The following is a 4,126-nucleotide window of genomic DNA, read 5'->3' as shown; positions in this document are numbered from 1 at the left end:
GGCTGCGGCACCGCCGACCGTTCCACCGCCGGGGGTGCCGTCCATCGCGGACGGACCCGCCGCCGGCGCATCGCCGCCGTCGACCTCCACGGCGTTGCTGTTCGGCTGCACCGGCGCCGGGCCGAGCCCGACGCCGGCCCAGGACTTGGCCTTGTTGTAGCGGTCGCGCCACTTGGCGGTGCCGTCCCACGGCATCGCGGCGGGCTCGCCGATCTGGGAGGGCACGCCGGCGGCCGCGAGCTTGTCGGCCAGGGATCGCAGGCCCTGCCGCACGCTCGCGCCCATGAGCACGTAGAAGACGGCGCCCGCCACGACCAGCGTGTTGAAGAGGTACAGCCGCACGAGGAACGGCAGGCCGCTCGTCGCGTCGTAGAAGCCGAGCAGCATCTTCATCCACGCGACCAGGAACATCGTGGCCATCGCGACGAGGATGCAGCCGAAGCCCACGCTCGCGAACGTGCGGAAGAGCTGGGCGCGCGTGCCGCTGGAGATGACGCCGACGGGCAGCTGCCAGAGCAGCTTGATCGCCGACCAGCCCAGCAGCAGCACCGCGAAGATGGCGCCGCCCACGATCACCACGGACAGCAGCAGGAACACGAACCCGGTGGTGAGCAGGCTCAGGGTGGAGACGACCGTACCGGCGTCGATCGTGGACGCCGCCTCCTTGTACGCCGCGTCGCAGCCGCCGATCTCGTCGACGGCGTTCTCCCGGCCCACGTTCTCGGTGTAGGTGTCCTCGCAGCCCGTGCCGTCGATGACCGAGCCGTAGTTGATGATCTGGTGCGGTGCGCGCAGCAGGGTGTCTACGAGCTGGCCCTTGAGGCCGTCCCGGATCACCGTCGCGTCGCGTTGGAAGGACTCACCCTCGGTGGCGAAGCCGGTCGCGATGTCCATGCCGGCGTCCCGCGACTGCACGATGACGCCGTTCTGCCCGCCGACCACGGCCATCGGGTCGGCGAGAAACCCGGTGGCAAGGGCAGCGATGACGCAGCCGATGATCAGTTCCATGAACCCGCCGGCGTAGCGACCCTTGAGCAGCCACCACCCGACCACGAACGCCAGGATGATCAGCATCAGGTTCAGCAGGCCGACCTGCGCGATCATGCCCTTGACGATGACGCTGAGCCCGGCGAGCGGCGCCAGGATGTAGCCGAGCCAGTCCATCCCGAGCACCCAGTCGAGCACCCAGATCTGCACCGCGACCATGTCGCGGTACCAGACCCAGAACATGCCCGCGAGGGTCGAGAAGATCTCGGAGTCGACGTTGAGCGGGTTCCACGGCGAGCCCGTGTCCCACTGCAGCATGAACCGGTCGACGGCCACGCCCTGGGTGTCCTCGAGGTTCAGCCCACCCTGCGGGTCGGCGAACGCGAGGGGCGCCAGCCGGATCATGCCCCGATCACCGCACCGGAGGAGCTCGTCGGCGTCGTCTTGACCGTCTGGGCGCGCTTCTCGACGAGCGGCGCCATGACCTTCGCCCGGCCGTACCGGGCCTGGAAGTCACGGATGAGGCACTCGCCCCGGCGCTCCTCGACCACGCCGACGGCGGAGTCCGTCACCGGGGCGGTGCCCTCGGTGACGAGCTTGACCAGACCCTCGTCCACCGGGGCGTCGGTCGGCAGACCGTGCAACCAGCGCAGGCCTCTGCGAGCCAGGTTGGAGTCGCGGTGGCGCAGCAGCACGCGGAACGGGATCAGACCGCGCACCACCTCGTTGCCGAAGTCCTCCTCGGCGTCGTGGCTGCCGAGCAGCAGCGCGGCCTTGTGCTTACGGCCGTCGCGGATGAACGTGCCGATCTCCTCGGCCGCCTCGGGGGACGACATGGTCTTGGACGCCTCGTCCGCGGCGAAGATGTCGAGCCGGGAGCGGTCCGCGAAGCAGCGGTAGCGCGCCAGGGCCGCGATGAGCGCGAACGTGGCACGGCCGAACACCTTCTCGGCCTTGAGCTCGGCGAAGAGGTGCCCGTGCTCCATGTCGGCGCGCGAGGGCAGCTGCATCTTGTGCGTGTGCAGCACGATCGCGGGCGAGCTCAGGTCGAGCGGCGGCAGCGTGTCGTCGAACAGGGCGCGGCCGAAGTCGAGCTCCGAGAAGATGCGCATCTCGTCGGCCAGCATCCGGGCGCCCGGGAACTCGCAGTCCTCCTCGAGGTGCCGGGCGAGCGAGCCGAGCGACGTGATCTTGTGCCGCCACATGTACTCGGTCTGCAGCACCTTGGACAGGAGCACGTTCTGCTCCGACTTGGTCTGCACGGACAGCAGCACGGTGATGAAGGCACGAGCGACCCGCGGGGCTTGCGCGGGCGGCAGGATCCGCAGCGGGTCCATCGAGACCGTCGCGTCCTCCGAGATCTCCACGACCTGGGAGCCAGGGATCTCGGAGACGGCGATGCCCCACTCGCCCATCTCGGTGTGGTCCACCGCCATGAGCGTCGCGCCCATGTCGACGTTGTCCATCGCCACCGTCTTCATGCTCACCGACTTGCCCGAGCCCAGCTCGCCCACGAACCCCATCGCGAGCGCCACGTCCAGCTTGTCGGTGGCTCCGGCCAGGTTCACGAACACCGGGTTCGGCCGGGCTGCTCCGTTCGAGATCTCCAGGGCGAACAGCGCGCCGGAGGTGTCGCCCAGCTCGGTCGTCGCGAACGGTACCGCCGCCGAGAAGGCCCGCGCGGTGGTGATCTGCGAGTACTCACGCACGGCGCGCGGCGTCGGCATGCCCGGCAGCGTGGCGTCGAAGAGCGTCGGCTGGATCGTCGGGTCGGTGCGCAGCGAGAACTGCATCGCGGCGAAGTACTTGGTCAGGTCGCGGGCGTCGTCCAGCGCCTGCTCCGGGGTGTGGCCCGACACCGTGAACATGGTGGTGGCGTCAACCTCGACCTCGAGCTCGTCGGCGTCCATCACCGCCTGGTACTCGCCCAGGGCGCGTGCCGTCGTGTCCAGGGACGAGCCGGCGCGCTCCTCCTCGGAGCGCTGGTCGAACTGGTCGTTGAGCGTGCGGACGGCGCGCCGGTTGCGGTTGGTGACCTCGTCGCGCGAGCGCACCGTCATGCGGATGGCCCAGTCGCACGGCACGCCGGACTCGTCGACGCGCCCGATCCACTCGCAGCCCGGGTACACGATCCCGCCTGACGGCGTATCGCTCACCACGAGCGTCGTCTGGTACGACGCGAGCTCGGGGTTGGTCGGGTCGAGCACCTTCACGTACGGCCGCTTCAGGATCTGGAGCGGGCCGAGCTTCTTCTCGGAGTCGGTCTGTCCCGCCGGGTCGATGAGCGCGGAGGGCAGCACCGAGGGTCCGGACAGGTGCATCTCGGCGTCGAGCGATCCGTCGACCGGCACCGCGGTGTCGAGCCCGAGTCCACGCTGCATCGCGTGGCCGAACATCCACGCCATCTCGGCCACGGTCGCCGGCCGGGGGTCGAACGCCGACGGCATCTCCTTGCGCAGCGCCTCTGCCTGGGCGGCGCGCTCGCCGACAGCGTGCCGGCCGGGCACGGACCGCGGCATCATCAGGGTGTCCTGGAGCGTGGTCCAGCTCGCCTGCAGGGGCTCCATGAAGGCCTTGGCGCCGGGGTTGGCCAGGGGCGCGGCGATCCAGTGCACGCGCCGCCCGATCGGGATCTGCTCCAGGAAATCGAGGGTGGCCTCGCACTCGGCGGCCCACGCCTCGCGTTCGGTCAGGTCGACGCCCTCGATCATGGCGAGCACCACGGAGGCCGGGTCGGTGGCCGCCGTCAGCCCCAGGTGCAGCGACTCGCCCCGCAGCGCGCGGTACAGCGCGGTGTGATGCCGCCGCGCGGCGTGCTTCTTGTCGTCCGGCTGGAACGCGTAGGGCACGGGGGACACGCGCCAGACCGCCCACACGGTCCCGGTGCGGGTCCACATGAGGCCGTCGGTCAGGGCCGAGATGTGGCTCAGCATGGGGGCTCAGTCCTCTCGCGGGGTGGTCGGCGGGGTGGTGGGTGGGTTCTTCTGCTGGCCGGCGAGCAGCTGCCCCACACCCGTGAGGTCGCTGTTCCTGCGGTCCGCCGCCGCCGTCGCGGCGGCTGCCGCCCAGTCGGCCGGCGAGCGTCTGCTCGGTGGCGCACCGGGCTGTTGCCCGGGTTGCGGGCCCGGCCTCGGGTCGA

Annotated in this window: 3 protein-coding genes; all 3 read right to left on the bottom strand. The window is 70.6% G+C overall.

Going from position 1 to position 4,126, the window contains the following annotated elements; all coding sequences use genetic code 11:
- Positions 1-1,392: hypothetical protein (locus tag PROKR_RS29225; RefSeq protein WP_036971116.1), on the bottom strand; the 1,392-nt coding region annotated here is incomplete at its 3' end.
- Positions 1,389-3,920, bottom strand: coding sequence for an ATP-binding protein (locus PROKR_RS29220; RefSeq protein ID WP_036971113.1), 2,532 nt, complete (start codon positions 3,918-3,920; stop codon positions 1,389-1,391). The genes PROKR_RS29225 and PROKR_RS29220, both read right to left, overlap by 4 nt.
- A 6-nt stretch (positions 3,921-3,926) precedes the next feature.
- Positions 3,927-4,126 (bottom strand): hypothetical protein (locus tag PROKR_RS37105; RefSeq protein ID WP_211240276.1); only part of this gene is annotated, 200 nt, incomplete at its 5' end.

This window comes from Promicromonospora kroppenstedtii DSM 19349, from assembly GCF_000515355.1.
Taxonomy (GTDB): Bacteria; Actinomycetota; Actinomycetes; order Actinomycetales; family Cellulomonadaceae; genus Promicromonospora; species Promicromonospora kroppenstedtii.
Note: the sequence above shows the minus strand (reverse complement) of the source record. Positions and strands in the feature narration are given on the sequence as shown.

Excerpts from the sequence above, each read along its gene's own strand:
- PROKR_RS29220 (WP_036971113.1), bottom strand. The coding sequence starts at position 3,920 with ATGCTGAGCCACATCTCGGCCCTGACCGACGGCCTCATGTGGACCCGC.